Genomic DNA, 25520 nt, shown 5'->3' with positions numbered 1-25520 from the left:
AACGCGACGCGTTGAGACGCTGTCTTTGCCAGCGTCTACAATAAACGCATATTAGACCCCATTTTTTCTCTCGCAGGGAGCGGTATGGCCAAACCCATCATTACGCTTAACGGCTTAAAAATTGTCATCATGCTTGGCATGATGGTGATCATCCTGACTGGTATTCGCTTCGCGGCGGATATTATCGTTCCTTTTATTCTGGCGATCTTTCTGGCGGTAGTGATTAACCCGCTGGTTCAGCTCATGGTGCGCTGTCGGGTGCCGCGGGTACTGGCTATTTCGCTGCTGGTCGGCGTCATTGTCCTGCTGGCCGTGGTGCTACTGGCCTCGCTGGGCACCTCGCTTAACGAACTGGCGCGCACGCTGCCGCAGTACCGCAATTATCTTTATGAACCGATGCAGACTATCGCGCCATGGCTGCAGCGCTTCGGCTTTACCGTCTCGGTGGTAGAGCTTAATAAGTACATTGACCCTAACGCGGTGATGACGCTGGTGACCAGTCTGCTTACCCAGCTTTCAAACGCCATGTCCTCTATCTTCCTGCTGCTGCTGACGGTGGTATTTATGCTGCTGGAGGTCCCGCAGCTTCCGGCAAAGCTGCAGCAGCTGATGTCGCGGCCGGTGGAAGGCATGGGCGCGATTCAACGGGCGCTGGATAGCGTCTCCCACTACCTTGTATTAAAAACCGCCATCAGCCTGGTGACCGGACTGGTGGTCTGGGGAATGCTGGTGCTGCTGGACGTTCGTTTTGCCTTTATGTGGGGGCTGCTGGCTTTTGCTCTCAACTATATTCCGAATATTGGCTCGGTCCTCGCGGCGATCCCGCCGATTTTACAGGTGCTGGTCTTCGGCGGTCTGTACGAAGCGCTGGTGGTCCTGGCGGGCTATCTGGTGATTAACCTGGTGTTCGGCAACATCCTTGAACCGCGCATTATGGGCCGCGGGCTGGGGTTATCGACGCTGGTGGTCTTCCTGTCGTTGATTTTCTGGGGCTGGCTGCTGGGTCCGGTAGGGATGCTGCTTTCGGTACCGCTGACGATCATTGTCAAAATCGCCCTCGAACAGACGGTGGCCGGGCAGAGTATTGCCTTTCTGCTGAGTGATTTGAGTAAAAACTAACGACATTGCACGCGCTTTTCCCGGAGGCGATGCTGCGCATCTGTCCGGGCTACCGGCCCGCAGACGGCTGTGAACCTGTAGCCCGGGCAGGCGCTTGCGCCGCCCCCTGGGGACTGACTGCGGAGTGGCAAAACTTCCCGGAGGCGATGCTGGCGCATCTGTCCGGGCTACCGGCCTACAAGCGGCTGTGAACCCGTAGCCCGGCTAAACGCAGTGCGAGCCGGGGAGAAGCTGCGCCACCGGAAAATTCCCCCACTCTTCACTTTTATCTCTACGTCGCCTCCTCGTAGACCAATCATTCACTATCATTATTGATCGCCATCACATCTCTACCCCACCAATCATTACTCTTACGCTAACGATTCTCCATCGGCCTTAATTGATGCCCGCCACGTCGCGACGCACACTTATTCCCACACCAGGACAATCAAAACGATTCGTCGAATCAGGAGGTTAATAATGAGTGCCGAACAAACGACGGGACGCGTCTGGAACCGTCGCCGTACGGAAAAACAGCGGCGACTGGCCGAGGCCAGGGTCTCAGGCAAAGTGATCCCCACCGACCAGCTGGTTGCGGCCCTTGAGCAGCTGCTGGCCCCCGGCGACCGCGTGGTGCTGGAAGGTAACAACCAGAAACAGGCTGATTTCCTCTCGCGGATGCTGGCGGAAGTTAACCCGCAAAAAATTCACGACCTGCATATGATTATGCCGAGCGTCGGGCGCAGCGAGCACCTGGACCTCTTCGAAAAAGGTATCGCCCGCAAGCTCGATTTCTCCTTCTCCGGTACCCAGAGCCTGCGTATTTCGCAGCTGCTGGAAGATGGCCTGCTGGAAATCGGCGCTATCCACACCTATATCGAGCTTTATTCCCGTCTTTATGTAGACCTGTCGCCGAACGTCGCGCTGATAGCCGGTTATAAAGCCGACCGCAAGGGTAACCTGTACACCGGGCCGAGCACCGAAGACACTCCGGCGCTGGTAGAAGCCGCCGCGTTTCATGACGGCATCGTTATTGCCCAGGTTAACGAACTGGTGGATGACGAATGCGATCTGCCGCGCGTGGATATCCCCGGTTCGTGGATTGACTACGTAGTCGTCGCGGATAAACCGTTCTTTATCGAGCCGCTGTTTACCCGCGATCCGCGCCTGATTAAACAGGAACATATCCTGATGGCGATGATGGCGATTAAAGGCATCTACGCCGAGCATCAGGTGCAATCCCTGAACCACGGGATCGGCTTTAACACCGCCGCCATCGAACTGCTGCTACCAACCTACGGCGAACAGCTCGGTCTGAAGGGTAAGATCTGTAAACACTGGACGCTGAATCCGCACCCGACGCTGATTCCGGCGATTGAAAGCGGCTGGGTAGAGAGCGTCCACTGCTTCGGCGGCGAGCTGGGGATGGAAGAGTACATTCGCGCGCGTCCGGATATCTTCTTTACCGGCGCCGACGGCTCCATGCGCTCCAACCGCGCCTTCTGCCAGCTGGCGGGACAGTATGCGGTAGATATGTTTATCGGTTCGACCCTTCAGGTTGACGGCTACGCTAACTCCTCCACGGTGACCCGCGGCCGCCTCTCCGGCTTCGGCGGCGCGCCGAATATGGGCCATGATCCGCACGGTCGCCGCCACGCCACGCCGGCATGGCTCAACATGATTACCGAACCGGACCCGATGCAGCGCGGTAAAAAGCTGGTGGTACAGATGGTGGAAACGTTCCAGGCGGGCGTGAAACCGACCTTCGTGGAAAAACTTGACGCCGTTGAAGTCGCCAAAACCTCCGGGATGCCGCTGGCGCCGGTAATGATTTACGGCGATGACGTTACCCATGTACTGACCGAAGAAGGCATCGCCTATCTCTATCGGGCGGAAAGCCTTGAAGAGCGCCGGGCTATGGTAGCCGCCGTGGCCGGGATCACCGATATCGGTCTCGGCGTTGATGCCAAACGCGTGGCCGCACTGCGCCAAAGCGGCAAAGTCGTGTATCCGGAGGATATCGGTATCCGCCGCAGCGATGCCACCCGCTCCCTGCTTGCCGCCGGTAGCGTGGCCGATCTGGTTGAGTGGTCCGACGGTCTGTACAACCCACCGGCAAAATTCCGGAGCTGGTAATGAAAAAACTCTCTCCCCAGTTTGCTGAAACCCGGGCCCGCTGGCTGGCCCATACCGCCAGCGCCTGCCTCGTTGACGAGGCGCGACTCAGCCCTAAACCGGGCCTGGTCGATAGCCGCGGCAACGGCGCGCATCAGGATCTGAGCCTGGCGCTGATGGAGCGTTCAGCCCGCAGCCTGCAGCCAACGTTTCATGCGCTAGCCCAGCAGAGCTGGCTGCGGCCGGCGGACGTTGCCCTGCGTGAAACCGTTGGCCGGCTGGGCCGCGAAGGCGAAGCGCAGATGATGCAGGCGACTGCCGGGGTCAATACCCATCGCGGCGCTATCTGGGCGCTGGGCCTGCTGGTCAGCGCGACGGCGATGCTGGGAGGAGAGGGTCATGCACAGAGGATTGCGGAAACCGCCGCCGCCCTCGCCCGTCTGCCGGATGCCTGCGCGCCGAAAACTTTCAGTAAAGGCCTGCGCGCCAGCCGCCGCTGGCAGGTTCCGGGCGCGCGGGAAGAAGCGCAGCGCGCTTTTCCGCACGTCACTACCCTTGCCCTGCCGCGGCTATTGCGCAGCCGGGCCGAGGGAGCCAGTGAAGAGCAGGCCCGGCTTGATGCGCTGATGGCGATTATGACTTCGCTTAGCGATACCTGCGTACTCTCCCGCGCCGGAATGGCGGGCCTTGAAGCGATGCGGCAAGGCGCTGGCGAGGTGCTGGCAGCGGGAGGATGTGCGACAGCCAGGGGACGCGCCGCGCTGGCGCGTCTTGATGCGCAGATGCTGGCGCAGAACGCCTCGCCGGGTGGCGCGGCGGATCTTCTTGCCGCCACCCTGTTTCTCGACCGGGTTTCCGCTTAACGCATTCAGAGGATGTTATGGAACAGATTAAATTGTCATTCCCTGCCAACCGCGCCCTCAGCGGCAAAGCGCTGGCAGGCGTTGTAGGCTCCGGCGATATGGAAGTGCTCTATACCGCCGGACAGAGCGATACGCTTAACGTAGAAATCACCACCTCCGCGGACAACAGCCAGGCGCGCTGGAACGCGCTATTCGAACGGCTGAGCCTGATTAACGGCCTGCCCGGCGGACAGCTGATCATCCACGACTTCGGCGCCACGCCCGGCGTCGCGCGGATCCGTATTGAACAGGTTTTTGAGGAGGTGGCTCATGCGTAACGATCGCAGCTTTATTGAACTCCGCGCTCGTGAACGCGCCCGCACCCTGCTGGATGACGGCAGCTATCGCGAACTGCTGGATCCTTTCGACGGCATTATGTCGCCGTGGCTCGGCGCGCAGGGCATCGTCCCGCAATCCGACGACGGTATGGTTGTTGCAAAAGGGACCATCAATGGCCAGCCGGCGGTGGTGATTGCCATTGAAGGTACCTTCCAGGGCGGCAGCATGGGTGAGGTCTCCGGCGCGAAAATGGCCGCCGCCCTTGAGCTGGCGGCGGAAGATAACCGCAACGGTATTCCCACTCAGGCCGTGCTGTGTCTGGAAACCGGCGGCGTGCGCCTGCAGGAAGCCAACCTGGGCCTTGCTGCCATCGCCGATATTCATGCCGCAATAGTCGACCTGCGCCGCTATACCCCGGTGGTCGGCATCGTTGCCGGCACCGTCGGCTGCTTCGGCGGAATGTCCATCGCCGCGGCGCTGTGTAGCTACCTGATTGTCACCCGTGAAGCGCGTCTGGGCCTCAACGGGCCGCAGGTTATCGAGCAGGAAGCGGGGATTGAAGAGTATGACTCCCGCGACCGTCCGTTTATCTGGAGCATGACCGGCGGCGAAATTCGCTACGCCAGCGGCCTGGTCGATGCCCTGGTAGGCGATGGTATCAACGCGGTGAAAAGCGCGATGAACGAGGCGATCGCCAAAGGCGTGCCCGCGCAGCATCGCAGCGACAAATATGAAGATTTCCTGACCCGTTTGACCCGATTCGATACCCGCCAGCAGGCGGACACCGCGCAGATCAAACAGCTATTCGCCCGGGAGGTGAAATAATGAGCCAGTTCACTAATCGCGCCGCGCTGTGGCTAAATCAGCTGGCGCCGAATGCCCCGCTAATGACCGGTCTGTGCCCATCGGTGCAGGTTGCCGACGCCGATTTTAACGGTGAAAGCGCCCGTTTTATCGCCGTGGTACCGGATGCTAATAACCATTACCCACGCGCCGCTCAGGGTGAAGTTGGCCTGCTCGAAGGCTGGACGCTGGCAAAAGTGGTCAACGAAACCCTCGACGCCGATGCCGATAAAACGGTGAAGCGCCCGATTATCGCGGTTATCGATGTCCCCAGCCAGGCCTATGGCCGTCGCGAAGAAGCATTTGGTATTCATCAGGCGCTGGCTGGCGCCGCAGGCGCATACGCGAAGGCGCGTCTTGCCGGGCATCCGGTGATTGGCCTGATCGTCGGCAAAGCGATGTCCGGGGCGTTTCTCGCCCACGGCTACCAGGCTAATCGACTGATCGCGTTTAACGACGCCGGGGTACTGGTGCATGCGATGGGTAAAGAGTCGGCCGCGCGGATCACCCTGCGTACCGTTGAAGCGCTGGAGAAACTGGCGGCAACCATTCCGCCTATGGCCTATGACGTCAGCAACTACGCGACGCTCGGCCTGCTCTCCGCTCTGCTGGATATCAGTAATCCTGACGCACCGGACGCCCGCGATCTGACGCTGGTCACCGATACCCTGCGCGACGCCATCGCTGACGCCCGCCGGGATGCCTCACTGAAGTGCCGCCTTGGCGCGGAGAACCGCCGTAGTTCCCAACTAGTACGCGATCGCATGCGCGCCAGCTGGTAGTCAGTCCCTAAGTAGAAGAAAACCTGCCGGAAGCGGCCACCCGGGGCGCCATCGAGCGCTCCGGGAAGGAACCGCTTTTAGAAATTATAACAATCGCGCCAGTACTCTTTTTCATTTACAGGTGATATATGACTTATGTGATTATTCATGCCCTCGCGCCGATTTTTGTCATCATGCTGCTGGGCTTCTGGGCCGGCAAGGCCAAAATGGTCGATAACAAAAACGTCTCTTTACTCAATATTTTCGTGATGGATTTTGCCCTCCCCGCGACGCTGTTTAGCGCCACGGTGCAAACCCCATGGAACGGTATCGTCGCGCAATCGCCGCTGGTACTGGTACTGACCGGGGCCATGTGGATTACCTATGCGGCCATCTACTTCCTCGCTACCCGCGTATTCAAGCGCTCGCCGCAGGATGCCGCCGTGTTGACCCTGACCGTAGCGCTGCCTAACTACGCCGCTCTTGGTCTGCCGATTCTGGGCAGCGTGCTCGGCGAAGGCGCATCAACATCCCTCTCCGTCGCCGTTTCCATCGCTTGCGGCTCGGTACTGATGACGCCGTTCTGTCTGCTGATTCTGGAGCGTGAAAAAGCGCTTGCCGCCGGCGAGAACAGCGGTTCGACGCTGGCGATGCTGCCGGTACTGATGTGGCGTTCAGTGAAAAAACCGATAGTCTGGGGGCCTCTGCTGGGGGTTGTCCTTTCGGCGATCGGTCTCAAAATGCCGGATCTGCTGCTGGCCTCTATTAAACCGCTGGGCCTGGCGGCGACCGCCGCGGCGCTGTTCTTGACCGGTGTCATTCTGTCGGCGCGTAAGCTGCAGCTCAATGCGCTGATTGCCACTTCCACTCTCGTCAAACTGCTGGTTCAGCCGTTTATCGCCTGGAGTCTGGTGATGCTGCTGGGGCTGCACGGTTCTATCGCCATTACCGCCATTCTGATGATTGCGCTGGCGGCCGGTTTCTTCGGCGTGGTCTTCGGCAACCGCTTTGGCGTACAGTCGCCGGATGCGGAAGCGGTGCTGCTGTTAAGCTCGGTTCTGTGTATCCTGTCGCTGCCGCTGTTTATCACTTTAACTTCAGGGATCTAACGATGCTATCAACGCCGCGTCCTCACGATTTAGTCTGGTTGAATAGTGCCGCCGCGCTGGAGGCGATCGAGGAACATTGGGTCGCTCAGCACTGGCGCACCAGCCTGCCGGTGGTGGTACGACGCGACGTTGACGTCAGCGCCCGCATTCCGGTGGGCGTGCGGGGCATGAAGCGCGAACAGCGCGCTGCGGGGTGGGTACGGAGGGAGAATATCCTCCGAACCATTACCCCGGAAACGTTCGCCGATCGCCTGCTGCTTCTGCGTTCGCCGTTTGTCTCTCAGCCGCCGGTACAGGCGGCGATATCACTGACCTTGCACGACTGGCCGTGGCGCTGGGGCATTACCGGCAGTACCGGCTATGCGCTGGCCACCGAAATTCCCGTGCTTCACGCCGCCAGCGATCTCGATCTGCTGATCCGCGCGCCGCAGCCGCTCGACCGCGAAGCGCTGCTCGCCTGGCAGTCCCGCGTCGTCCGTCTGCCCTGCCGGGCGGATACCCAGGTCGAAACGCCTGCAGGGGCATTCGCATTAAACGAGTGGCTACGAGATGGCCGCGCCCTGCTGAAAACGTCCCGCGGCGCGCGCCTGACCGCTACGCCATGGAACAGGGAGGAAGCATGAAAATTCTCTTTACCTTTCCCGGTCAGGGAAACCAGCGGCCGGATATGCTCGCCGCCCTTCCCGACCGCCAGAACATCCTTGCCGAGGCGCGTACCGTGCTCGGCGATGAAGTAGACCATTTAGATACCGCCGCTGCGTTAAAACATACCCGTGCAGTGCAGCTGTGCTTGCTGATCGCAGGCGCAGCCTGGGCGCGGGAGCTACAGCGTCAAGGTGTGAAGCCGGACATGGTCAGCGGCCTGTCGATAGGGGCTTTTCCGGCGGCGGTCATTGCCGGCGCGCTGGATTTCACCGACGCCCTGCGGCTGGTGGCGCTGCGCGGCGATTTAATGGAGCAGGCTTATCCCCACGGCTACGGGCTTACCGCGATTATGGGCCTGACGCTCAACCGCGTGGAAAAGCTGATTGCCGATAGCGACCTCTATATTGCCAACCTTAACGCTGAAACGCAGATTGTCATTGCCGGACGCGACGACGAGATGGCCCGCGTGGCTCAGCTGGCGCTGGCGGCTGGCGCCAGTAAAGCTCAGCGGCTGGCGGTTAGCGTCCCTTCCCACTGCGCGCTGCTGAATGAACCGGCGGCTAAGCTGGCAAAAGCCTTCGCTGACGTCACGCTGCAACGACCGTGCTGTGCGTATCTGAGCGGCTCCACGGCGCGCGTTTTATGGGACCCATTAAAAATCGCCGACGATCTGGCGCTGAATATGGCGCGAACCGTGCGCTGGCAGGAAGCGATGATCGCCGCTGATGAACGGGACGCGCGGCTGGCAATCGAGATGCCGCCCGGCGGGGTGCTAACCTGCCTCACCCGCCAGGCGGGCTGGCGAGGAGAAAGCATTTCGCTGGAGCGCAGCGGTATCGACGTCGCCCGTCACCTGGCAAACCGGCTTAATGGCTAAGGCTGCGGGCGTACATCCGCCCTTCCGCCGCCAGCGCCAGCAGGTCGGCGTCGCGCTCGCGATGGTGTGAGTAGACAATGGAGATCAGCTGGCGCATCTGATAGGGCTCCGCCAGCTTCAACAGCTGAACGTCATTTTCATACACCTTTTTCATTCGTCCCGGCAGTAGCGCAAAGCCCACGCCCGCCTGCACCAGGCTAATCATCGAAAAAATATCGTTAACCCGGGTGACGATTTCAGGTTGAAATCCCGCCACCTGAAAAGCGTCCTGAAATCCGGCATAGGTGGCAAACCCTTCCGCCAGAGAAACGAATTTACGCCGCGCATAGTCGCGCAGCTCGGCGGGCGTTGAGGTGTCCAGTTGTTCCGTCGCCGGGGCGGCAAGAAAGATATCATCCTCAAACAGCGGGACCACATCAAAAGCTGAATTGTTGAATTCACCTTCGTTGGTGGCGATCAGGATCGCATCGAGCGCGTCATCTTCCAGCATATCCAGCAGCATCTGATTGGAACCCATGGTGAGATCCAGTTCCAGTTCCGGCCGCCGCAGCTTCATGCCCATAATAATGCGCGGTACGGTTTCAAGGGTCAGTGAGTAAAGCGTGCCGATTCGCAGCCGCCCTTGTCCGACACCCGCAACTTTACGCGTGGCTTCCAGTCCGCGGGTCATCAGGCTGATCACGTCCTGGCAGTACTCCAGCAGCGTCCACGCCGCCGGGAGGGGCAGCAGGTTGCGCCCTTTGTGAATAAACAGCGGGCAGCCAACGCCCTCTTCCAGCGTATGCAGCGCCCGGTGGACGCTAACGCCGCTCAGCTGCATTGATTCTGCGGTTCGGGCAATATTGCCCTTTGCCATAAACATCATAAATACCGACAGCTTGCGGAAGGTGATGTCCTGATTAATATCGTCTTTCATTGCCCCGGGCTCCGCTTTTCGGTCTTCATTCGCATTTTCTTTTGTGATTTCAAGACAGTATAACCGCAATTCACGATTGAAGGATTAGCCGGAAGGGGGATATCGCCGGGGGAAGAGATTTTAGCAATTTAGCGTTTTCGCCGGGGCAGCGAAGAGAGGCCAGTAAGCCCGGTGAGGCGTCAGCCGCCACCGGGCAATGTCAACGACGTGGGCTTACAGCGCCATATCGTGCTGCGGCGATGTTTCCGCCTTCGGCTCTGCCGGTTTGGCGGTCATTACCGGAGCGGAGACGTTCATTTCAATCACCGGCGGTTTGGTGAGCTGTAGCGCCGCTGCGGTATCATCCCACACCTGCTGGGTCAGCGCGACGTTGCCGTTCAGCTTCTGGCCATAGCTCGGTACGATATCGCGAATGCGGCTCTGCCATTCCGGGGAATTAAACTGCGCCGGAAACATCTGCTTGATCACGTTCAGGGCAATCGGCGCGGCGGTGGAAGCCCCCGGCGAAGCGCCCAGCAGCGCGGAGATGGTTTTCTGTTCATCCACCACCACTTCGGTACCCAACTTCAGTACGCCGCCCTTCTCGGCATCTTTTTTGATGATCTGCACGCGCTGGCCAGCCTGAATCAGCTTCCAGTCCTCTCTGCGCGCGCCAGGATAGTACTCTTTCAGCGCGGCAAAGCGGTCATCGTCGCTGAGCATCACCTGGCTGATGAGGTATTTCACCAGGTCAAAGTTATCCAGACCGACATGAGTCATCGGCAGCACGTTACTGGTCGTCGTGGTGCTCAGCAGGTCGAGGAAGGAACCGTTTTTCAGGAACTTAGTTGAGAAGGTCGCAAACGGCCCAAACAGCACCACGCGCTTGCCGTCGAGGAAGCGGGCATCAAGGTGCGGCACCGACATCGGCGGCGCGCCAACCGAAGCCTGACCGTAAACTTTTTGACGATGCTCGTTGGTTACCGCCGGGTTTTCGGTCATCAGGAAGGAGCCGCCCACCGGGAAACCGGCGTAGTTATCCGCCTCCGGAATACCGGTTTTTTGCAGTAATTTCAGAGCACCGCCGCCGGCGCCGATAAATACGTATTTCGCATCGATCGCCCGCTCTTCGCCGCTATTAACGTTTTTGATTGTCACGTGCCAGGAATTATCAGCATTGCGTTTAAAGGCGGTCACTTCAGAAGACGTTTGCAGGGTGAAGTTGTTATTTTTCTTCAGACTACCGATCAGCTGACGGGTTATTTCCCCATAGTTTACGTCGGTACCCACCGGTGTCCAGGTCGCCGCCACGCGCTGCTGCGGATCGCGACCTTCCATGACCAGCGGCGCCCACTGTTTTATTTGTTGGTGATCGGTGGAGAATTTCATCCCCTGGAATAAGGTCGTTTGCTGCAGCGCGGCATAGCGCTTTTGCAGATAATCCACGTTATCGCCCCAGACAAAACTCATATGTGGGGTGGAGTTAATAAAGGAGTGCGGATCGTGCAAAATGCCGCGCTTGACCTGCGCCGTCCAGAACTGGCGGGAGATCATAAATTGTTCGTTAATATCCAGCGCTTTGCTGACGTCAATGGTGCCATCCGGGCGTTCCGGCGTATAGTTCAGCTCCATATTCGCGGAGTGCCCGGTACCGGCATTGTTCCAGCCGTTAGAGGACTCCAGGGCGACGCCATCCAGCTTCTCAACCATGACCTGATTCCAGTCCGGCTGTAACTCATGCAGCCAGGTTCCCAGCGACGCGCTCATGATGCCGCCGCCGATCAGCAGGAAATCGGTTTTTTTCGAGGTATCGTCATTTGCGAAGGTCGCCGAGCTGACGAACATCGCTAATGCGGTCATAGATATAATCGTATTTTTAATTGCAGGCATAATAGAAATATCACATAGCACAAGTGTAATAAGAGCCTGCATATTAACGCACTTTTACTTTATTTTAAAATGTCATTTACACATTCGCACGCATAGCTAATTATTGTTAACCTGGTTTTTTTAACTTAAAAAAGTAAAATATTGCCCAAAGCAATAAATATGCATCGGATGGTATATTTACAACCCGCAAAATTAAATCAGAGTAAACGGATGGTTAGTGAGGAATAAAATTGCCGTACCGGAGGAATGATATTGCCTTCATCGGCGCGTATTGCGCAAATACGCGCCGCCAGGTTAAGTTCAGGCCACCGGCTGCGCTGCCCGTAGCGCAATCCGCAGACTGTCGTTATGCTCTGCCAGCAGCTCGCGCGCCTGCCAGGCATCCAGCCCGCTGAGAAGCATCAAGATTGCCGTCCGGCAGTGCTGGTTGCAGCTGGCCAGCGCGGCTTTGGCCTCACTGCGCGAGCACGCCGTCGCCGCCATTACGATGGCAATCTGCCGCTCGGCCCAGCGCGGCGTGCTGGCCTGCAGATCGACGCGCAGGTTTTCATACACTCGCCCGCTACGAATAGCCAGCCCGGTGGTCAGCATATTGAGGATCTGTCGCTGCGCAATTTGCGCCTTCGGATTGCCAAAGCCAGCCACCGCTTCCGGCCCGGTTTGCGGGGCGATAATAATATCCGCCAGCTGGGCGGCTTCGCTATTGGCCTGCTGCGTCAGAACCGCAATTGGCGCGCCCAGCGACCAGGCATGGCGCATCGCCCCCCAGACCCACGGAGTCTTGCCACTTACCGTCAGCGCCAGCAGCATATCCTGGTTGCTGAACTGTAACGCCTGTAGTTCAAAGGCGCCAAGATCGTAATCATTCGCCGCGGTTTCCATCTCCTGCAGCGCAGCGGCAGGGCCGCCGGCGATAAGTCCGACCAGCGAATGTTTCCCCTCCGGCGTAAACTCACTTACCGTCTGCACGGCGGCACGACCTGACGCCCCGGCACCGATAATCACCAGTCGCCCTCCCCGACTCAGCGTCGCCGTGGCGTTATCAATCAGGCGCGCGATCTCCGGCAAACATGCTTCGACCGCTTCGGCAATCTGCCGATCGTCCTTATTCAGCAGCGTCAGCATATCGAGGGTGGCAAGACTCTCTATATGGGTAGTTTCAGGGTGGCGTCGTTCCATCATTGAAGCGGTTGGCTTACTGCTCATAAAAACCTCCGTTTAGAACCGAAAGAACCTTCGGGGGCGAAAGCGCTGGCCTGCGGCAAACCCTTTCATTGACCATGGCTATTAATTGCAGTGTAAAGCTTTCATGACGCGCTTTACCGCCACGGGAGTCACAGTTTTGCCCCCCTGAAGCCATTCAGCCATCGACTGGTCGTTATTCAGGCAATGGTCCGTTGAGCGCAATGATTTTTAACCAGGTAAATATCCGGCACGCTTCGTCCGCAGGAAACATCCGGAATAAACCCCAACGCGATCTTCAACGCTGGCGTATCAGAGTTATTTGGCTTTTATTACACGGCTTTATGAAAGCCATGCATTCAGCGATAATACCTATCTAACCGTTTTATCCTGGGGTCGGTATGAATGAATTAGCGCAGCAGGCAGCGCCCGCGCGTAAACGCCCGATGAGTATGAAGCTGAGCACCGCCGTGACCTTAATGATTGGCAGCGTCATCGGTTCCGTATTGATTCTGGTCTACGCCCTGTGGTTTATGCAGATAAGCGGCGCAACCCGCGATGGCGTCAAGGATACGGCGCTGGCGGTGGCGCGGACGCTGGCCGACTCCCCTGAGGTTAAGCGGGGTCTGACGCTGCCGCCTGAACGCGGAATCATTCAGCCGCTGGCTCTGGCCGTCAGCAAACGCAATGGCCTGCTGTTTGCCGTCGTGACCGATATGGACGGGATTCGCTACTCGCATCCTGATGGCCAGATTATCGGCAAACCCTTTATCGGCGATGACATCCTGCCTACGCTGAAGGGCAAAGAGAATGTAGCCGTCAATCACGGCGTGCTGGCCCCCGCGCTGCGGGTATTCACCCCGGTCTTTGACGATAGCCGCCGGCAAATCGGCGTGGTGGCGATTGGTATTTCGCTGAGCAAAGTCGATACGCAGATCGCCGACAGCCGCTGGGATGTGCTCCTCACCGTGCTGTTCAGCGCGCTGGTTTGCGCCGTCGGTACCTGGAGCCTGGTTCGCGGCCTGAAGCGCGTTCTGCTGGGCCTCGAGCCGCAAGAGATCTCAACGCAGTTCCAGCAACGCCAGGCGATGCTGCATTCATTAAAAGAGGGGGTGGTGGCGGTAGATGCCGACGGCAAGGTGACGCTGATTAACCCCGCCGCGCGCGACGTTCTGTTTAGCGGCCCTGGACGCGATATCGCGCAAACGCCGCTGCTGGCTGATTTGCAGGAAGTTTTACATACCGGCGAGCCGATCTACGATCGGGAGCTCGGCTGTAATGGTCTGCTGCTGATCAGTAATACGGTGCCGGTCCGCAGTCAGGATGAGGTGGTCGGCGCGATTAGTACCTTCCGCGACAAGACCGAAGTCAGCCAGCTGCTGCAGCGGCTTGACGGGATGGTGAACTATGTCGACGCCCTGCGCACCACCTCACATGAGTTTATGAACAAGCTGCACGTAATTCTCGGCCTGTTGAATATGAAAAGCTACGATAAGCTTGAAGAGTACGTGCTGCAGACCGCCCACACCTATCAGGCGGATATCGGCGAAATCCAGCATCGGATCAAATCGCCAGTGGTGGCCGGCTTTTTGATCGGCAAAATACAGCGCGCCAAGGAGCGAGGTTTTACCCTCACCCTTGCCGAAGAGAGCCTGGTGCCGGACTGCCCGAATGAAAAACAGGTCACCGTGCTGGTCACGGTGCTGGGCAACTTAATCGAGAACGCGCTGGATGCTATGAGCGGCCAGGCCGAAGGCGAAGTCGGCCTGCTGCTGCATTATCAGAACGGCTGGCTGAGCGGCGAAGTCAGCGATGATGGCCCCGGCATCCCGGCAGACTTTATCGAGGATATTTTTAATAAAGGCTTCTCCACCAAAGGCGAAAATCGCGGCGTCGGGCTGTTTCTCGCCAGCCAGCAGCTTCGTGAACTGGGCGGGTCGCTGGCCGTAGAATCCGAGCCCGGTGTGTTTACCCAATTTTTTGTTCACCTCCCCTGGGACAGTAAAAGGAAAAGTGCGTGATAAATGTGTTAATTGTTGACGATGATGCCATGGTTGCTGAACTGAACCGCCTGTACGTGGGACGAGTCAGCGGCTTCCGCTGTAGCGGCACTGCGTCTACGTTGAGTAAAGCCAGGGAGATGATTAACGACAAGGATCTGGAGATAGACCTGGTGCTGCTGGATGTCTATATGCAGCAGGATAGCGGCCTGGATCTGCTGCCCGCTATCCGCGCCTCGGGACGGGCCATCGACGTGATTATGATCACCTCAGCCGCTGACGCCGCGACGGTTCAGGCTTCTATGCGCTACGGCGTGGTGGACTATCTGATCAAACCCTTCCAGTTTCCGCGTTTTGAAGAGGCCCTGACCGCCTGGCGCGAAAAACGTAAGCTGATGACCGGTCAACCCTATTACGAACAAGCGGACGTTGACCGGCTGCTGCACGGCAATGTGCCGGATGCCGCGGATGCCCGTAAATTGCCGAAAGGCTTAACCCCCCAGACGCTGCGTACCCTCTGTCAGTGGATTGATGCCCACCCGGACGTGGAGTTTTCCACCGACGAACTGGCGGCGGCGGTGAACATATCTCGGGTCTCGTGCCGTAAATACCTGATTTGGCTGGCGCAAATTAACATTCTCTATACCAGCATTCATTATGGCGCCACCGGACGTCCGGTGTATCGCTATCACCTGATAGCCGAGCAATACAATCTGCTTAAGCAGTACAGTCACTAAGCCGGTAGCCGTCATCCAGCAGCTGAAAGCGGAACCGGCGCTGTGAAGAGAGGATAACGTCGCGGTTTTTGGTAACGAAAATCGCTTCGATATCCTCACGCTGGCGCAGGGCCGCGCAGCCTTTCTCGACGCCAAGGCCATAAATCAGGGTCGTCCAGATATCGCCGTCCAGAGAGTCGGCGGAAATAATGGTTACGCTTTCCAGCTCATTATCCAGCGGATAACCGCTGCGTGGATCGAGTATATGGTGCCAGCGTTTGCCATCCTGCTCGAAATAGCGTTCGTAAATGCCCGAGGTCACCACCGACTGCCCCGCCACCGCAATGCTGCCGATCAGCGCATCCGCCGCTGAGTACGGCTTTTTCAGCCCGATAGACCACTCACCGAGCGTGTGGACGTTGCCGCCGAGATTAATCAGCGCGGCGTTTATGCCTTGCTGCTGCAAATAGTCGCGCACCCGATCGGCGATATAGCCTTTGGCAATGGCCCCAAGATCGATCTCCATCCCCGTCCGCGCAAGGTAGACGCTGCTGGCGGCATCATCGAGGATCACATCCTGCGGACGCGTTAGCGCCAGTCGGGCGGCAATATCGGGTGCCGCGGGCACGCTGCGGCCCTGAAAGCCGATGCGCCACAGCTTCACCAGCGGGCCAATCGCCAGATTAAACGCGCTGTCGCGCACCATGCTGGCGGCTTTGGCGCATTTGATCAGCGCGTAGACCGGACGGCTTACCGTCACCGGATGCCGCCCGGCGGCCTGGTTGATATCCATCACCTGGGAGTGCGCGCGGTTAACGGTGAAAAGATCTTCGTAGCCCTTAATCAGCTGAAAAACGCGTGAAGCGAGCGGTTCATCGTGAACATAGAGCTTGAGGAGAATGGGCGAACCCATCAGCACGGCGGAGTAGCTGTAGACGCGGTTGTCGGACATATCATACTCCTGAGAGATAAGAAGCCGGGCCGTCTATTTGCCAGCCCGGCAGGTGTCGCTGACGCTTAACCTCTGGCGCGTTTCGCCGCCTGATGGCCCGCGAGGGTACCGAAGATAATGATATCGGCCACTGCGTTACCGCCGATGCGGTTACCGCCGTGGATGCCGCCAACCACTTCACCTGCGGCAAAAGCGCCCGCAATCGGCTGTTGACCGGCGTTCAATACCGCGGTTTCCGTATTGATGGTCACGCCACCCATCGTGTGGTGAACCCCCGGGGCGATGCGAATCGCATGGTACGGGCCTTCATTAATCGGCGCGCGCAGCGCGGTAGTGCGGCCAAAATCATCGTCATGCTGTTTTTCAACAAAGCCATTATAGCGTTCCAGCGTATCGAGGAAGGCATGGTAATCCATCCCCAGTTTCTCCGCCAGCTGGCGCGGCGAGCTGGCGCTGGTGACGAAACCTTTAGCAATGTACTCGTCGGCGGCTTTGTTTTTCGCCCGGACGTGCTCGTCAAAGATGATATAAGCGAAGTGCTCCGGCAGCGCGATAATCGCGGCGGAAACCTTATCGCGGGTCTCCATTTCGTTGAAGAAGCGGTTGCCCTGCTGGTTCACCAGAATCGCCCCGCCGCCGCGGATCGACTCGGAAATCAGATACGAGGTTTGCTGCTCGACGGTCGGGTGAATCTGGATTTCGCCCATATCCACCGTCCCGGCCCCGATGCGTTCAAGCAGCGCGATACCGCCGCCTGTCGCCCCTCTATGGTTGGTGGTCACGAAGCCGGCCAGATCCGGGCGGTATTTCACCACCATCGCGCTGTTGGCGCTGAAGCCGCCGGTAGCCACGACAATGCTCTTCGTCTGTACCACAACGGTTTCTTGTTCATCGTTAAGCAGGCGTACGCCGCTCACCTCATCGTCGGTCATCAGGATCTCTTCAACCGACGTATCCAGCAGGACATCGATCCCGCGTTTAGTGATATTACGCACCAGGCCGCTGATCAGGTAGCCGCCGACCGCCGACCCGTCGCGCGGACGGTGGGTGCGGTCGATGCTCATCCCGCCGGTAGTGGTGATATCGTTAAGCATAATGCCGCGACGCGCCAACCACTCAATGGCTTCCGGCGCATTTTCCACGAAGCGGCGCAGCAGCTGCGGGTCGTTTTTGTTCTTACCGCCTTTCAGCGTTTCCTGGTAAAACAGCTCTTTGCTATCTTCAATACCTTTCACGCGCTGGAAGCGGGTCTCTGCGGCGTTCATCCCGGCTGAAGCTTTAATCGTGTTGCCGCCAATGGTCGGCATTTTTTCAACGATCAGCACGCTCGCGCCTTCATCGTGCGCCTGAATCGCCGCCGCCAGCCCGGCTCCGCCGCTGCCGACCACCACCACATCGTAGCTTTTCGGCGCCGCTTCGCCCGCGCCCTCTTCGGCGGCCAGCGCTTTACTGGACTTCAGCATCGCTTTGGACACCGCTTTTTTCACCGCTTCGCTCTGGCTGGTTGCGCCGGAAATCGCATCCACGTGCGGGGTATTAGCGCTGAGAATACGTTCGCGGATCTCTTCAAAGCTGGTGGTGAACTCGACGGTCTGCACCGGGCTTGCCGCCAGCTCGATATCGGCGATGCGGTCGTTTTCAAGGCTGACGTTGATAACCAGCTCGTTGGCGTCGTCCTGAACGGTTTCGACGAACATCCCCGGTTTGAATTTGGCGTCGCCCATGCTCATATCGCGGATCATTGCCTCCACCAGCGAGAAGCGCCACAGCGGTTCCGGGATGTTCAGAGCTTCACGCTGGGTGCTGTCAATAAACAATTCCAGCTCTTCGCCGGCGGCAATGCGCGCCGCCCAGTCAGGGTAAGCAATGCAGGCACGCCCCACCGCCATCAGATCATAGCCATGATCCAGCCCCTGCTCCGCATCGGCTGCGTTAACGACCCCGCCCACGCCCATCACCGGCACCTGAGCCAGGGTTTCAGAGCGCATGGCGCAATATTTTTCAATTAGCGGCGTGGGATCGGTGGTATCGACAATCGACGGGCGCAGCGTTGCGCCAACGGAGAAGTGGAGATAATCCACGCCGCGGGCGGCCAGCTTTTCCAGCAGATACAGGGTGTCATCAAAACGGATGCCCGGGACTTCCATCTCTTCCGGGGAGAAACGATAGCCGATGATAAAGGCATCGTCGGCGTACTGGCGGGCCATTTTATGAGTGATATCCAGCACTGCCAGCGGGAATTTCGCTCGATTGTCGCGGCTGCCGCCCCACTCGTCGTCGCGCTGGTTAGAGTTTGGCGAATAAAATTGCTGGATCAGATAGGTATTCGCGCCGTGAATTTCTACGCCGTCGAACCCGGCCAGAATGGCGCGGCGCACGCCGTCGCCAAACTTCGCGATCATGCCTTCAACTTCATCACCGCTCAGCGCGCGCGGCGTCGCAGCGCCATCGCGCGGCGCGGCAATGGCGCTGGGCGCGACCGGCTGGCGTCCGCCGATAAGCTGCGGATCGACCATCCGGCCGCCGTGGTAAATCTGCAGAATCGCTTTTGAGCCTTCCGCTTTGATAGCGGCGGCGATTTTCGCCAGTCCGGCTATTTTTTCATCGTTATCGATGCCGATAGCGCCCGGGAACGCCAGGCCGTAATCATCGATAAAGCAGCATTCAACAATGATGGTGCCGATACTGCCGGCGCGAGCGCGATAGTACTCCACCAGTTCGCTGGTTACGGTTCCGTCAAAATAACCGGTACAGGTTGTCATCGGCGCCATTAACAGGCGGTTTTTAAGCTCGGTACCGTTCGGTAAAGTAAAAGGACGCAAAATTCGTGGATAACTGGTCATAATGACGCTCCAGATTATAAATATTAAAAATTGAGAATCAGGCGACGGAATTGTTTTTGCTTGTATTTAGTAATCCCTTAAGTCATGCCCATAATATAGCGCTTTTTTTAGTTACCAAAGATATTACGTTAGTTAAAAAACTATTTAATACCAGCAATAACACCAATACCTCCTTTGTATTATTAATTAAAAATAAATTATTCACAAAAACAGGACTAATCATAACAATCAGGAAACCATTGTTAACATGAGCCCCCACCAGGAAACCAATAAATAGACATATATTTCAACAAGATAAATTTTAATTACTTTATCGAGCTCAATTTATATTTAACATCTATCTATATTTCATACAAATAAACACCTCACTAAACAGGGTTATTAGAGATAATAAAAATTTGCTCAACAACCCGCTTTTTTTGATCTCAATCAATTGCAATACCGCATGAAAGCGCAATATATAAATAACCAATCTTTTTAATTTAGCGCCCAACAAAAAGCGTTAAATAATGGTCATCGGCATAACCAGAATCGACGATTAATAATTAAAGTAAGTTTTGCAACTAAAGAAATCGAAAGGTTGGTCGGTGACAAAACCCAATTTTTAACTACTTGCAGATACTCATTATGAAAGAGAAAAAGACAACCATACCGCCTGCCGGTGCAGCCCCCCAGGCTGCTTATAAACGTCTACTGATGATGGCGATGCCCATTATCGTTGCCGTCCTGCTGTTGTTCATCCCGGTGCCCGAGGGCCTGCCCCCTTACGCCTGGCACTACTTTGCCATTTTCGTCGGCGTCATCGTCGGTCTAATCTTTGAACCGCTGCCCGGCGCGGTCATCGGTATTACCGGCGTGGTGGTGATTGCCCTGTGCAGCCAGTGGCTGCTGTTCAGTCCTGAACAGCTCGCCGCACCCGGCTTTAAGCTTGCCGGCGCCTCCTTTAAATGGGCGGTGAGCGGTTTCGGTAACTCCACCGTGTGGCTGATCTTCGGCGCCTTTATGTTTGCCGCAGGCTACGATAAGACCCAGTTTGGCCGCCGTCTGGCGCTCATTCTGGTGAAATATCTTGGCCGCCGTAGCCTGACGCTGGGCTACGCCATCACCTTCGCCGATCTGCTACTGGCGCCGTTCACCCCCTCCAACACCGCGCGCAGCGGGGGGACCATCTACCCGATTATCGCTAACCTGCCGCCGCTTTATGGCTCAAAACCCAATGACCCAAGCGCGCGCCGCATCGGCTCCTACCTGATGTGGGTGGCGATCACCGCCGCCTGTATCACCAGCTCGATGTTTCTCTCAGCTCTGGCGCCGAACCTGCTGGCTCTGGCGCTGGTGAAAAGCATTGTTGGAATCAATATCTCCTGGGGCACCTGGTTTATCGCTTTCCTGCCGCTGGGTATCCTGCTGATTCTGGCAATGCCGCTGCTGGCCTACTGGTTCTATCCGCCAGAAGTCAAAGTCAACGATGAAGTGCCGCTGTGGGCCGCCCGCGAGCTGGAAAAACTTGGCCGCCTGTCGCGCAATGAAATCCTGCTGCTGGTCTTCGTCTGCTTCGCGCTGATGATGTGGATCTTCGCCGCCGAGTGGATTGAACCGGCGCTGGCCGCCCTGCTGGTTATCGTGCTGATGCTATGGACCGGCGTACTCTCATGGAACGATATCACCAGTAATAAAGCGGCATGGAATACCTTCGCCTGGTTTGCGACCCTGGTGGCGCTGGCCGACGGTCTCTCCTCCACCGGCTTTATCGCCTGGCTGGGTAAAGAAGGCGGCGCGCTAATGAGCGGCATCTCTCCGGGCGTGGCTACCGTTATCCTCCTGCTGGCGTTCTATCTGCTGCACTATCTGTTTGCCAGTACCACCGCCCACACCACCGCGCTGCTGCCGGCGATGCTGACTATCGCCTCCACCATCCCGGGTATGAACATGCAGGTCTTCGTGCTGCTGATGGTGACCTCGCTCGGCGTGATGGGGATTATTACCCCCTACGGTACCGGCCCCAGCCCGATTTACTACGGCAGCGGCTATCTGCCGACCAAAGACTACTGGCGTCTTGGTACGATTTTCGGCGCCATCTTCCTGGCTGCCCTGCTGCTGATTGGCTATCCGTGGATGTCCATGATGTTCTGATTCATAACCGTCGGGGCCAACTCCGGCGGTTTTACTCTTAGGGAGCAAAGCAATGTCGACTAAACCTTTTGTCTATCAGGAAACCTTTCCGTTAGCGCAAGATAAGACTGAATACTATCTGCTGAGCAAGGATCACGTTTCCGTGACCGAGTTCGAAGGCCAGGAGATCCTCAAAATCGATCCTCAGGCCCTCACTCTGCTGGCGCAGCAGGCCTTCCACGATGCGGCATTTATGCTGCGGGTGGATCATCAGAAACAGGTCGCGCAAATCCTTCTCGACCCTGAAGCCAGCGACAACGATAAATACGTGGCGCTGCAGTTTCTGCGCAATTCTGAAATCGCGGCGAAAGGCGTGCTGCCCACCTGCCAGGATACCGGTACGGCGATTATTATGGGCAAGAAAGGCCAGCGCGTATGGACCGGCGGCGGCGATGAGGCGGCCCTCACCCGCGGCGTCTATAACACCTATACCGAAGACAACCTGCGCTATTCGCAGAACGCCGCGCTGGATATGTATAAAGAGGTCAACACCGGCACCAATCTTCCGGCGCAGATTGATCTCTATAGCGTTGACGGCGACGAATATAAATTCCTCTGTATGGCCAAAGGCGGCGGCTCGGCCAACAAAACCTATCTGTATCAGGAAACCAAGGCGTTAATCACCCCAGCGAAGCTGAAAAACTATCTCGTCGAGAAAATGCGCACGCTCGGCACGGCCGCCTGTCCACCGTACCATATTGCCTTTGTGATTGGCGGCACCTCGGCAGAGGCCACGCTGAAAACCGTTAAGCTGGCCTCAACGAAGTATTACGACGGCCTGCCGACCGAAGGCAACGAGCACGGCCAGGCCTTCCGCGATATTCAGCTGGAAAATGAGCTGCAGCTCGCAGCTCAAAACCTCGGCCTCGGTGCGCAGTTCGGCGGTAAATATTTCGCTCACGATATTCGCGTCATCCGCCTGCCGCGCCACGGCGCGTCGTGCCCGGTGGGCATGGGCGTCTCCTGTTCAGCGGATCGCAATATCAAAGCCAAAATCAACCGCCACGGTATCTGGATTGAGAAACTGGAGAGCAATCCGGGCCAGTATATTCCTGAACACCTGCGCCAGCAGGGTGAAGGCAGGGTCGTCAGCATTAACCTTAATCAGCCGATGAGCGAAATTCTGGCCCAGCTTTCCGCCCACCCGGTTTCAACGCGCCTGACGCTCAACGGCACCATTATCGTGGCCCGCGATATCGCCCACGCGAAGCTGAAAGAGCTTATCGATAACGGTGAAGAATTGCCGCAGTACGTCAAGGATCATCCGATTTACTACGCGGGCCCGGCGAAAACTCCGGAAGGCTATGCGTCAGGCTCCCTTGGCCCGACTACCGCTGGCCGTATGGATTCCTACGTTGATCTGCTGCAATCCCACGGCGCAAGCATGGTCATGCTGGCCAAAGGCAACCGCAGCCAGCAGGTGACCGACGCCTGCCGCAAGCACGGCGGTTTTTACCTCGGCAGCATCGGCGGCCCGGCTGCGGTACTGGCGCAGCAGAGTATTAAGAGCCTGGAGTGCGTGGCCTGGCCGGAACTGGGTATGGAAGCCATCTGGAAAATCGAAGTGGAAAACTTCCCGGCATTTATTCTGGTGGATGACAAAGGCAACGATTTCTTCCAGCAGATCCAGAATAAGCAGTGCGCGGGCTGTTCACAGCAAAGAGGGTGATATTACCCGCCCCTGGCGGCGGGTCACTGTCGAAGGCCGTCGCGTGACGGCCTGAGATGAGCGACAAACCTGCCGGGTGGCGGCTAAACAGCATTCATCTCATCAAACACCTGCTGCGCCAGATGCATCGTCGCGTTGGCTGCGGGCAGGCCGCAGTAAAGCGCGGAGTGCATAATTAACTCTTTTAACTCATCGCGGGTAACACCGTTATTAAACGCCGCCCGCAGATGCATTTTCAGCTCAGCCTCGCGATTCAGGGCAATCAGCATGGCGATGGTAATCATACTGCGGGTATGGTGATCGAGCCCCGGTCGGGTCCAGGTTTCTCCCCAGGCGTAGCGGGTAATGAAGTCCTGGAACTCTTCATTCAGCGGCGTCAGCTTTTGCAGCGTCTTATCGACATGCGTATCGCCAAGCACCTTGCGACGAACTGTCATTCCCTGCTGATAACGCTGTTTATCGTCCATGCTGTTGTTCCCCCTCAATAAAGCCCAGCAGCGCCGAGCTGAACGCCCGCGGCGCTTCGATATTCGATAAATGCGATGCCGCCAGCACCACTACCTCAGAGGTCGCGATCTGCTGATGCAGAAAGTTCGCATCGGCCACTGTAGTGACAGGGTCACTTTCACCGGCAACGATCAGCACCGGAACGGCAATCTGCCCGACCTCAGCGCGCAGATCGGCGGCGGCCAGCGCTTCACAGCAGACCGCATAGCCTTCCGCATCGATATGGGTCAACTGGTGACAGAGCGCTGCCACCACTTCCGGCGTCTTCTGACGAAACGCGTGGGTAAACCAGCGATCCGCCGCGCCTGCGGCCACCACTTCCATACCTTCCTGACGCACCGCGCGGGCGCGCGACAGCCAGCTTGCCTGGTCACCAATACGCGCGGCGGTGTTGGCGACGACCAGCCCGTAAAAACGTTCCGGAGCAAAGCGTCCCAGCCACAGACCGGTCAGACCGCCCATGGAAATTCCGCAAAACCAGGCTTTGGCAATATTAAGATGATCGAGCAGCGCAACCACATCTTCGCCGAGCTGCGCCAGCGTCACTTTACCATTTTTACGCGTGGCGCCATGACCGTGGGTATCGTAGCGCAGCACGCGAAAATGCTGCGTCAACGCCTCGATCTGCGGCTGCCACATCGCCCGGGTGGTGCCCAGCGAGTTAGAGAGAACGATGACCGGCGCGTCTTGCGGCCCGTCAATCTGATAATCAACATTCAAGACGTTGCTCCTTATATCGCGCCACAACCTGGCGCACGAAGAGTGCTGAGCTGCCGGTCGCCGTTGCCGGGTCCAGCAGTTGGGTTAAGCGGCTGGCGGAAAGATGCTCGCTGACCAGCGGATCGTTTTCCAGCACGCTCAGCAATGAGCGAGACGTATCCAGCGCCTGACGACACAGCGCTTCAACCCGGTGATGGGCCTCGGCTTTACCGATAAATTCCGCCAGCGCCAGGGTAACGGCCTCAGCCATAATCAGGCCGTGGGTCATCTCAAGGTCGGCGCGCATCTTGTGCGCGAAGACCTGCATGTCGCTGACCAGCGCCTCGCTCTGCGTCAGCGCGCCGCCGACGAGGGTGATGAGCTCCGGCAGCGTTTCCCATTCCGCCTGCCAGCCGCCCAACGCCCGCTCATGCTGCTGGATCTGGCCAGCATACAGCGTCGCCACCAGGCCCGGCGTTCGCTGAGCGGCGGTCAAAATAGCGGCGCAGGAGATCGGGTTACGTTTGTGCGGCATGGTTGACGAACCGCCGCGCCCTTCGGCAACCGGTTCACCCACCTCTGCCACTTCGGTTTGCATCAGTAGAGAAAAATCATTCGCGAATTTACCCAGCGTACCGCAGACGCCTGCGTACCATGCCCCGACTTCCAGCAGCCGGTCGCGCTGGCTGTGCCAGGGCGCGTCCGGAAGCTGCAGGTCGAGCGCTTTCGCCAGCGCGGCGGCGATCGGCGGCGCCTGCGTTTTTAGGGAATCCAGGGTGCCCGCTGCGCCGCCAAACTGCAGCGCCAGCACCCTTGCCCGCATCTCTCGCAGACGCACCTGCCAGCGCAGCAGCGCATCCAGCGTCCCGGCAAGCTTCAGGCCGAAAGTGACCGGCAGCGCATGCTGCATCCAGGTACGGCCAGGCATCACCGTATCCTGATGGCGCTCCGCCTGACGGGCTAATGCGTCGAGCAGACGCTGTAACAGAGACTCCGTTTCCGCCAGCGCGCCGCGCAGCTGTAGAATAAAACCGGTATCGATAGCATCCTGGCTGGTGGCCCCCCAGTGTACGTAGCGCGCTGCCGCCTCATTCCGCTCTTTGACCCGAGCGGTCAGCTGTTTGACCAGCGGGATCGCCAGATTCCCGGCGCTGGCGGCGGCCTGCCCCAGCGCGGAAAAGTCGATTTTTTCGTGCCGGCAGTTCTCGATGATGGGATTGAGCGCCGTCTGCGGCACGAGGCCGCATTCGACCTCGGCGCGAACCAGAGCGGCCTCAAAGTCCAGCATCCCCTGCACCCGCTGTACATCGCTGAACCAGTCTGTCAGCGGGCTGGTACGCAGCATCGGGGTCAACAAACTCATTAT

Annotated in this window: 22 protein-coding genes; 14 read left to right on the top strand and 8 right to left on the bottom strand. The window is 58.1% G+C overall.

What is annotated here, in order from left to right; all coding sequences use genetic code 11:
• Positions 1–84 precede the first annotated feature (84 nt).
• The 10 genes from ABLV75_RS03395 to mdcH all read left to right on the top strand — a co-directional run bounded on the left by ABLV75_RS03395 (position 85) and on the right by mdcH (position 8629).
• Positions 85–1119 carry an AI-2E family transporter gene (locus tag ABLV75_RS03395; RefSeq protein WP_004102517.1) on the top strand — a complete coding sequence of 345 codons (1035 nt, stop codon included), beginning with the start codon at positions 85–87 and terminating at the stop codon, positions 1117–1119.
• Between the two features lie 29 nt (positions 1120–1148).
• Positions 1149–1310, top strand: a complete 162-nt coding sequence (locus tag ABLV75_RS03390; RefSeq protein WP_159103625.1) for a hypothetical protein — start codon at positions 1149–1151, stop codon at positions 1308–1310.
• A gap of 268 nt (positions 1311–1578) precedes the next feature.
• A complete protein-coding gene (mdcA, locus tag ABLV75_RS03385; protein ID WP_004102518.1) occupies positions 1579–3234 on the top strand; it encodes a malonate decarboxylase subunit alpha in 1656 nt (551 codons plus the stop codon).
• A complete protein-coding gene (locus ABLV75_RS03380) occupies positions 3234–4076 on the top strand; it encodes a triphosphoribosyl-dephospho-CoA synthase (RefSeq protein WP_004102519.1) in 843 nt (280 codons plus the stop codon). The genes mdcA and ABLV75_RS03380 overlap by 1 nt, the downstream gene beginning before the upstream one ends.
• Before the next feature lie 17 nt (positions 4077–4093).
• A complete protein-coding gene (gene mdcC, locus ABLV75_RS03375; protein WP_348854887.1) occupies positions 4094–4393 on the top strand; it encodes a malonate decarboxylase acyl carrier protein in 300 nt (99 codons plus the stop codon).
• Positions 4386–5219 (top strand): biotin-independent malonate decarboxylase subunit beta, encoded by an 834-nt coding sequence (locus ABLV75_RS03370; RefSeq protein WP_004102522.1) that lies wholly within the window; start codon positions 4386–4388, stop codon positions 5217–5219. The genes mdcC and ABLV75_RS03370 overlap by 8 nt, the downstream gene beginning before the upstream one ends.
• Positions 5219–6019 carry a biotin-independent malonate decarboxylase subunit gamma gene (mdcE, locus tag ABLV75_RS03365; RefSeq protein ID WP_004102523.1) on the top strand — a complete coding sequence of 267 codons (801 nt, stop codon included), beginning with the start codon at positions 5219–5221 and terminating at the stop codon, positions 6017–6019. The genes ABLV75_RS03370 and mdcE overlap by 1 nt, the downstream gene beginning before the upstream one ends.
• 128 nt (positions 6020–6147) lie before the next feature.
• On the top strand, positions 6148–7107 hold the full coding sequence (locus ABLV75_RS03360) for an AEC family transporter (protein ID WP_004102525.1): 960 nt from the start codon (positions 6148–6150) through the stop codon (positions 7105–7107).
• A 2-nt stretch (positions 7108–7109) separates the two neighbouring features.
• Positions 7110–7730, top strand: a complete 621-nt coding sequence (locus ABLV75_RS03355; RefSeq protein ID WP_348854886.1) for a malonate decarboxylase holo-ACP synthase — start codon at positions 7110–7112, stop codon at positions 7728–7730.
• Positions 7727–8629, top strand: coding sequence for a malonate decarboxylase subunit epsilon (mdcH, locus tag ABLV75_RS03350; protein ID WP_064370116.1), 903 nt, complete (start codon positions 7727–7729; stop codon positions 8627–8629). The genes ABLV75_RS03355 and mdcH overlap by 4 nt, the downstream gene beginning before the upstream one ends.
• Here the strand turns inward: mdcH and ABLV75_RS03345 are convergent.
• The 3 genes from ABLV75_RS03345 to ABLV75_RS03335 all read right to left on the bottom strand — a co-directional run bounded on the left by ABLV75_RS03345 (position 8619) and on the right by ABLV75_RS03335 (position 12620).
• Complete coding sequence (locus ABLV75_RS03345) at positions 8619–9545, bottom strand: LysR substrate-binding domain-containing protein (RefSeq protein WP_004102531.1); 927 nt, start codon at positions 9543–9545, stop codon at positions 8619–8621. The genes mdcH and ABLV75_RS03345 overlap by 11 nt on opposite strands.
• A gap of 213 nt (positions 9546–9758) precedes the next feature.
• Complete coding sequence (gene mqo, locus ABLV75_RS03340; RefSeq protein ID WP_016807963.1) at positions 9759–11414, bottom strand: malate dehydrogenase (quinone); 1656 nt, start codon at positions 11412–11414, stop codon at positions 9759–9761.
• Between the two features lie 300 nt (positions 11415–11714).
• Positions 11715–12620: an N-acetylmuramic acid 6-phosphate etherase gene (locus ABLV75_RS03335; RefSeq protein ID WP_004113377.1), complete on the bottom strand. Its 906-nt coding sequence runs from the start codon at positions 12618–12620 to the stop codon at positions 11715–11717.
• A 377-nt stretch (positions 12621–12997) separates the two neighbouring features.
• Between ABLV75_RS03335 and ABLV75_RS03330 the strand changes: the two genes are divergently transcribed.
• Both ABLV75_RS03330 and dcuR read left to right on the top strand, forming a co-directional pair.
• The gene (locus ABLV75_RS03330) at positions 12998–14617 is read left to right on the top strand and encodes a sensor histidine kinase (RefSeq protein ID WP_016807964.1); all 1620 of its coding nucleotides are present in this window, start codon (positions 12998–13000) and stop codon (positions 14615–14617) included.
• Complete coding sequence (dcuR, locus tag ABLV75_RS03325; RefSeq protein WP_016807965.1) at positions 14614–15333, top strand: two-component system response regulator DcuR; 720 nt, start codon at positions 14614–14616, stop codon at positions 15331–15333. Before ABLV75_RS03330 ends, dcuR begins: the two co-directional genes overlap by 4 nt.
• On the opposite strand, the gene ABLV75_RS03320 is transcribed toward dcuR, so the two are convergent.
• Entirely contained in the window at positions 15314–16264 is a 951-nt protein-coding gene (locus ABLV75_RS03320; RefSeq protein ID WP_004102540.1) for an FAD:protein FMN transferase, read from the bottom strand. The genes dcuR and ABLV75_RS03320 overlap by 20 nt on opposite strands.
• Before the next feature lie 65 nt (positions 16265–16329).
• Positions 16330–19107, bottom strand: coding sequence for a flavocytochrome c (locus ABLV75_RS03315; RefSeq protein ID WP_004113380.1), 2778 nt, complete (start codon positions 19105–19107; stop codon positions 16330–16332).
• A 627-nt stretch (positions 19108–19734) separates the two neighbouring features.
• Here ABLV75_RS03315 and ABLV75_RS03310 point away from each other — a divergent pair.
• Both ABLV75_RS03310 and fumA read left to right on the top strand, forming a co-directional pair.
• Positions 19735–21240 carry an anion permease gene (locus ABLV75_RS03310; protein WP_004102542.1) on the top strand — a complete coding sequence of 502 codons (1506 nt, stop codon included), beginning with the start codon at positions 19735–19737 and terminating at the stop codon, positions 21238–21240.
• A 52-nt stretch (positions 21241–21292) separates the two neighbouring features.
• Positions 21293–22948: a class I fumarate hydratase FumA gene (gene fumA, locus ABLV75_RS03305; RefSeq protein ID WP_004102544.1), complete on the top strand. Its 1656-nt coding sequence runs from the start codon at positions 21293–21295 to the stop codon at positions 22946–22948.
• 83 nt (positions 22949–23031) lie between these two features.
• On the opposite strand, the gene pcaC is transcribed toward fumA, so the two are convergent.
• Genes pcaC through ABLV75_RS03290 form a run of 3 tightly spaced genes read right to left on the bottom strand, consistent with a single transcriptional unit; the run spans position 23032 to position 25517 of the window.
• The gene (gene pcaC, locus ABLV75_RS03300; protein ID WP_004102546.1) at positions 23032–23415 is read right to left on the bottom strand and encodes a 4-carboxymuconolactone decarboxylase; all 384 of its coding nucleotides are present in this window, start codon (positions 23413–23415) and stop codon (positions 23032–23034) included.
• On the bottom strand, positions 23405–24175 hold the full coding sequence (pcaD, locus tag ABLV75_RS03295) for a 3-oxoadipate enol-lactonase (protein ID WP_004102547.1): 771 nt from the start codon (positions 24173–24175) through the stop codon (positions 23405–23407). The genes pcaC and pcaD overlap by 11 nt, the downstream gene beginning before the upstream one ends.
• The gene (locus ABLV75_RS03290) at positions 24165–25517 is read right to left on the bottom strand and encodes a 3-carboxy-cis,cis-muconate cycloisomerase (RefSeq protein WP_004102550.1); all 1353 of its coding nucleotides are present in this window, start codon (positions 25515–25517) and stop codon (positions 24165–24167) included. The genes pcaD and ABLV75_RS03290 overlap by 11 nt, the downstream gene beginning before the upstream one ends.
• Positions 25518–25520: the final 3 nt, after the last annotated feature.

The sequence above is a fragment of the Klebsiella sp. CN_Kp066 genome (assembly GCF_040065135.1).
GTDB classification, from domain to species: Bacteria; Pseudomonadota; Gammaproteobacteria; order Enterobacterales; family Enterobacteriaceae; genus Klebsiella; species Klebsiella oxytoca.
This window is presented reverse-complemented; position numbering and strand designations above follow the sequence as displayed.

Bases quoted from the DNA above. Each gene is read 5' to 3' on its own strand.
- ABLV75_RS03395 (WP_004102517.1), top strand. From the start codon at position 85: ATGGCCAAACCCATCATTACGCTTAACGGCTTAAAAATTGTCATCATG.
- ABLV75_RS03390 (WP_159103625.1), top strand. From the start codon at position 1,149: ATGCTGCGCATCTGTCCGGGCTACCGGCCCGCAGACGGCTGTGAACCT.
- mdcA (WP_004102518.1), top strand. From the start codon at position 1,579: ATGAGTGCCGAACAAACGACGGGACGCGTCTGGAACCGTCGCCGTACG.
- ABLV75_RS03380 (WP_004102519.1), top strand. From the start codon at position 3,234: ATGAAAAAACTCTCTCCCCAGTTTGCTGAAACCCGGGCCCGCTGGCTG.
- mdcC (WP_348854887.1), top strand. From the start codon at position 4,094: ATGGAACAGATTAAATTGTCATTCCCTGCCAACCGCGCCCTCAGCGGC.
- ABLV75_RS03370 (WP_004102522.1), top strand. From the start codon at position 4,386: ATGCGTAACGATCGCAGCTTTATTGAACTCCGCGCTCGTGAACGCGCC.
- mdcE (WP_004102523.1), top strand. From the start codon at position 5,219: ATGAGCCAGTTCACTAATCGCGCCGCGCTGTGGCTAAATCAGCTGGCG.
- ABLV75_RS03360 (WP_004102525.1), top strand. From the start codon at position 6,148: ATGACTTATGTGATTATTCATGCCCTCGCGCCGATTTTTGTCATCATG.
- ABLV75_RS03355 (WP_348854886.1), top strand. From the start codon at position 7,110: ATGCTATCAACGCCGCGTCCTCACGATTTAGTCTGGTTGAATAGTGCC.
- mdcH (WP_064370116.1), top strand. From the start codon at position 7,727: ATGAAAATTCTCTTTACCTTTCCCGGTCAGGGAAACCAGCGGCCGGAT.
- ABLV75_RS03345 (WP_004102531.1), bottom strand. From the start codon at position 9,545: ATGAAAGACGATATTAATCAGGACATCACCTTCCGCAAGCTGTCGGTA.
- mqo (WP_016807963.1), bottom strand. From the start codon at position 11,414: ATGCCTGCAATTAAAAATACGATTATATCTATGACCGCATTAGCGATG.
- ABLV75_RS03335 (WP_004113377.1), bottom strand. From the start codon at position 12,620: ATGAGCAGTAAGCCAACCGCTTCAATGATGGAACGACGCCACCCTGAA.
- ABLV75_RS03330 (WP_016807964.1), top strand. From the start codon at position 12,998: ATGAATGAATTAGCGCAGCAGGCAGCGCCCGCGCGTAAACGCCCGATG.
- ABLV75_RS03320 (WP_004102540.1), bottom strand. From the start codon at position 16,264: ATGTCCGACAACCGCGTCTACAGCTACTCCGCCGTGCTGATGGGTTCG.
- ABLV75_RS03315 (WP_004113380.1), bottom strand. From the start codon at position 19,107: ATGACCAGTTATCCACGAATTTTGCGTCCTTTTACTTTACCGAACGGT.
- ABLV75_RS03310 (WP_004102542.1), top strand. From the start codon at position 19,735: ATGAAAGAGAAAAAGACAACCATACCGCCTGCCGGTGCAGCCCCCCAG.
- fumA (WP_004102544.1), top strand. From the start codon at position 21,293: ATGTCGACTAAACCTTTTGTCTATCAGGAAACCTTTCCGTTAGCGCAA.
- pcaC (WP_004102546.1), bottom strand. From the start codon at position 23,415: ATGGACGATAAACAGCGTTATCAGCAGGGAATGACAGTTCGTCGCAAG.
- ABLV75_RS03290 (WP_004102550.1), bottom strand. From the start codon at position 25,517: ATGAGTTTGTTGACCCCGATGCTGCGTACCAGCCCGCTGACAGACTGG.